The organism is Cognatundibacterium rugosum (assembly GCF_014284365.1).
GTDB lineage: Bacteria > Pseudomonadota > Gammaproteobacteria > Burkholderiales > Burkholderiaceae_D > Undibacterium > Undibacterium rugosum.
In genome coordinates this window covers 1-255 of the sequence record NZ_JACOGG010000072.1, presented here as the reverse complement: position 1 = coordinate 255, position 255 = coordinate 1, and the positions used below count along the sequence as shown (strand labels likewise).

The following is a 255-nucleotide window of genomic DNA, read 5'->3' as shown; positions in this document are numbered from 1 at the left end:
ACTTAAAAGAACACATACGCACGATTTACGCGCGCCATCAAGGACGTTACGGATATCGGCGCATCACGGCCAGCATTCAGCAATCCGGGGTGGCGGTGAACCATAAAACCGTGCAGCGCCTGATGACGGAGTTAGGCTTGAAGTCCCTGGTAAGGATCAAGAAATACCGCTCCTACAAAGGGCATGTTGGCCGGATTGCCCCCAATTTACTGCAGCGGCAGTTTGCCGCACAAAAGGCGAATCAAAAATGGGTGA

The 255-nt window shown here is 52.5% G+C and carries 1 protein-coding gene; it reads left to right on the top strand.

Annotated features, from left to right (window positions below; translation table 11 throughout):
* Positions 1-255, top strand: a 255-nt coding sequence (locus tag H8K47_RS18105) for an IS3 family transposase (protein ID WP_186882738.1), incomplete at both ends; no start/stop codon positions are given.